The sequence below is a fragment of the Thermodesulfobacteriota bacterium genome, from assembly GCA_036482575.1.
Lineage (GTDB): Bacteria > Desulfobacterota > GWC2-55-46 > GWC2-55-46 > JAUVFY01 > JAZGJJ01.
Window position 1 is genome coordinate 1 of record JAZGJJ010000204.1, and the last position, 2907, is coordinate 2907.

Sequence of the window (2907 nt, forward strand, 5' to 3'; positions counted from 1 at the left end):
CTCGACCTCGATTATCACCTCCACCCGCGCCTCGCCAACGGGCACGTCCACCGCGTCCCTCTGGTGCACTATGTGGACGATGTTGCCCTTCATCTCGGCGATGGCCGAGGTAAGGCGCGCCAGAGAGCCGGGCAGGTCCCCCACCACGGTCGAGAACCTCCTTATCCTGCCCTCCCTCAAGAGCCCGAGCCTTATGACCCTGTCGAGCGTGGTGACGTCTATGTTGCCGCCGCTTAAGACAAGCACGACCTTTTTCGCGGAAGCCGGCAGCTTTTCCTCCATCGCGGCCGCGAGAGCCACGGCCCCCGCTCCCTCGGTTATGAGTTTCTTCCTCTCGAGGAGTTTTAGTATCGCCGCCGCTATGGTCTCTTCCGAAACGGACACCACGTCGTCCACGTACTTTTTTATAACGGGAAAAGTCTTCTCCCCCACCTTCTTTATGGCTATGCCGTCGGCTATGGTGGGCCCCTCCTTCAACTCCCCGACCGGGCGCCCCTCTTTAAGGGAGCGTATGCAGGAGGCCGACCCCTCTACCTCGACCCCTATAATCTTCACCCCTTTTTTGGTCTCCTTAACGGCCGTGGCTATGCCGGAGATAAGCCCCCCTCCGCCGACCGGCACGACCACGGTATCCACCTCGGGCACGGCCTCCACTATCTCTAACCCTATGGTCCCCTGCCCGGCCATTATAAGCTCGTCGTCGAACGGATGAATGAAAATACGGCCCTCCTCCCGGGCCAACCCCTCGGCATGTCCGAACGCCTCGTCAAAGGAACTCCCGTGGAAGACGACCTCCCCCCCCTCCCCCCCCTCCCCGCCGTAGCCGCGGGTGGCCATGTACTTCACTATGGGGGTGGTCTCGGGCATGACGATAACGGAGTTGACTCCGAGGAGTGCAGCGGCCCAGGCCACGCCCTGGGCGTGGTTGCCGCTGGAGGCGGTTATGACGCCGCGTTTTTTTTCATCCTCGGAGAGGGAGCGTATCTTATTATAGGCGCCGCGCGGCTTGAACGAGCCGGTCTTCTGCAGGTTTTCGAGCTTAAGGTAGACCTCTTTATTGTAGAGCTTGCCGAGTGAGGCCGAATATACGACCGGTGTCGGCTTTACGACCCCGGCTATGGCCTTTCGGGCGTCTTTTATAAGTGGAAGCATTTAACCATTCCCCCCTCTCCCCCTCTGCCTTTTCGCTTCGAAGAGGGCCACGGCCCCGGCCTGGGCCGCGTTAAGCGAGTTTATACGCCCGGCCATGGGGATGGAGACGCAAAAATCGCACCGCTCTCTTACGAGCCTCCTTATCCCCTTGCCCTCGCTCCCGATGACAAGCGCGAGGTCCCTATCAAGGTCGGCGGTGAAGATATCCTCCTCTGAGTCGGCCTCAACGCCCACCACCCACACTCCCTCTTCCTTAAGGCGCTTGAGCGCGTCCGCGAGGTTGGTGACGCGCGCCACCCGGGTGTGCTCGGTCGCCCCGGCCGAGGCCTTCACCACGGCCGCGGTAACCTCCGCGCTCCTGTCTTTGGGGGTTATAACGCCGTGCACGCCCGCGGCGTGGGCCGTCCTTACGAGCGAGCCCAGGTTCTGCGGATCCTGGATGGAGTCGAGTACGAGGAAAAAAGCGCGGGTACCGCTCTCCTTCCACGCGCTTAGGAGGTCCTCAATGTCACGGTATGGGTACTCCCCCCGGAGTGTCGCCAGTACCCCCTGGTGCTTCTGAGTGCCCGCGAGCGTATCGAGCGCCTTACGCGCCACCCTTTCCACCTTTATCCCCTTCGAGGCCGCGTCCTTCAAAATCTCTTCGGCCGCGCGGCCGCACCTCCCCTCCGAGACCACCACCTTTTCGACCTCGCCCCCACTACCCCCCTTGGCCCCCCTCCCCCCCCTCCCCCGAAGCGCCTCCCGTACCGGGTTTATCCCGTATACGAGCCTCTTCACCTCCGGGGCCCTCCGAGCCTGCGTATCTTCCTCAGGACCTTGAGCTCCTTATCCTCATCGCCGGTAAGGCGGTAGAGTTCGAGCTGGTGCATGTAGATGTGCAGGAGGGCGTCTTTGTCCCCGGACGGGGCGTACGCGGCGGCCTCGTCAAGCAGCCTCTCCGCCTCCTCGTAACTGCGGTACCTCGTATAGATTACCCCGAGGGTGTCGATATATATGTAGTTCCTGAAGGGGTCCATGGCGAGGGCCTGCCTGATATGCGTCTCCGCCTCCCCGAGCCTCCCCTGTTCGATATAGAGCCAGCCGAGGTTGTTGTGGAAAACACCGTTAAGGGGCTCCATATCTATGGCCGCGAGGAAGTGGTCCTCGGCCTCCATATAGAGACCCCTCTGCATATAGAGGTTGCCCATGGCGAAGTGCGACATGGGGTTTCCACGGCGGCCCCTGGCCGCGTAGCGGTACTCCCTCAGGGCCAGGTCGAGTTCACCCCTCTGCTCGTAGATCTCCCCGAGCCTCAGGTGCTCTTCCGGGGTAAGCTCCTTGCCCTCCTCATAACCGTAAGGGGAGGTCGTGGCGCACGAAACGAGCATAATGGATAAGATAAAAATTATCGGAACGTATCTCATCGCCTGCCTTCTCCGGTATCTTCTCCGGGCTTAATGAGAAGGGTGGAGAAGCCGGTCTTCTCCCAGCTGCGCAAAAAGCTCCGGTAGGGGAGCACCTCTTCGCTCTTCTTTCCCGAGTGCGCGATAACCACCTCCATCTTGTCATTATACCCTAAAACCACGACGTAGTGGCCCACGGGATAGAGCTCGTGGCCGAGGTTCAGGAAGAGGATGAGCGGGCGGCCCTCCCTTATCCGGGCCTTCAAGTCTTCGAGCCCGCCCCGGTAGAACTCGGCGTCGAGCCCTTTTTCCTTGGCGTATATGAGCATATCCATGGAAAGCGAGCCCTTGAGCTTTTCGGTGTAGACCC

At 61.0% G+C, this 2907-nt stretch carries 4 protein-coding genes; all 4 read right to left on the reverse strand.

Going from position 1 to position 2907, the window contains the following annotated elements:
* On the reverse strand, nucleotides 1-1152 hold a 1152-nt coding region (ilvA, locus tag V3W31_09145), incomplete at its 3' end, for a threonine ammonia-lyase (GenBank protein MEE9615090.1).
* Nucleotides 1153-1932 (reverse strand): 23S rRNA (guanosine(2251)-2'-O)-methyltransferase RlmB, encoded by a 780-nt coding sequence (rlmB, locus tag V3W31_09150; protein ID MEE9615091.1) that lies wholly within the window; start codon nucleotides 1930-1932, stop codon nucleotides 1153-1155. It abuts the gene before it with no gap.
* Nucleotides 1929-2558, reverse strand: a complete 630-nt coding sequence (locus V3W31_09155) for a tetratricopeptide repeat protein (GenBank protein ID MEE9615092.1) — start codon at nucleotides 2556-2558, stop codon at nucleotides 1929-1931. Before V3W31_09155 ends, rlmB begins: the two co-directional genes overlap by 4 nt.
* Nucleotides 2555-2907: hypothetical protein (locus tag V3W31_09160; GenBank protein ID MEE9615093.1), on the reverse strand; the 353-nt coding region annotated here is incomplete at its 5' end. The genes V3W31_09160 and V3W31_09155, both read right to left, overlap by 4 nt.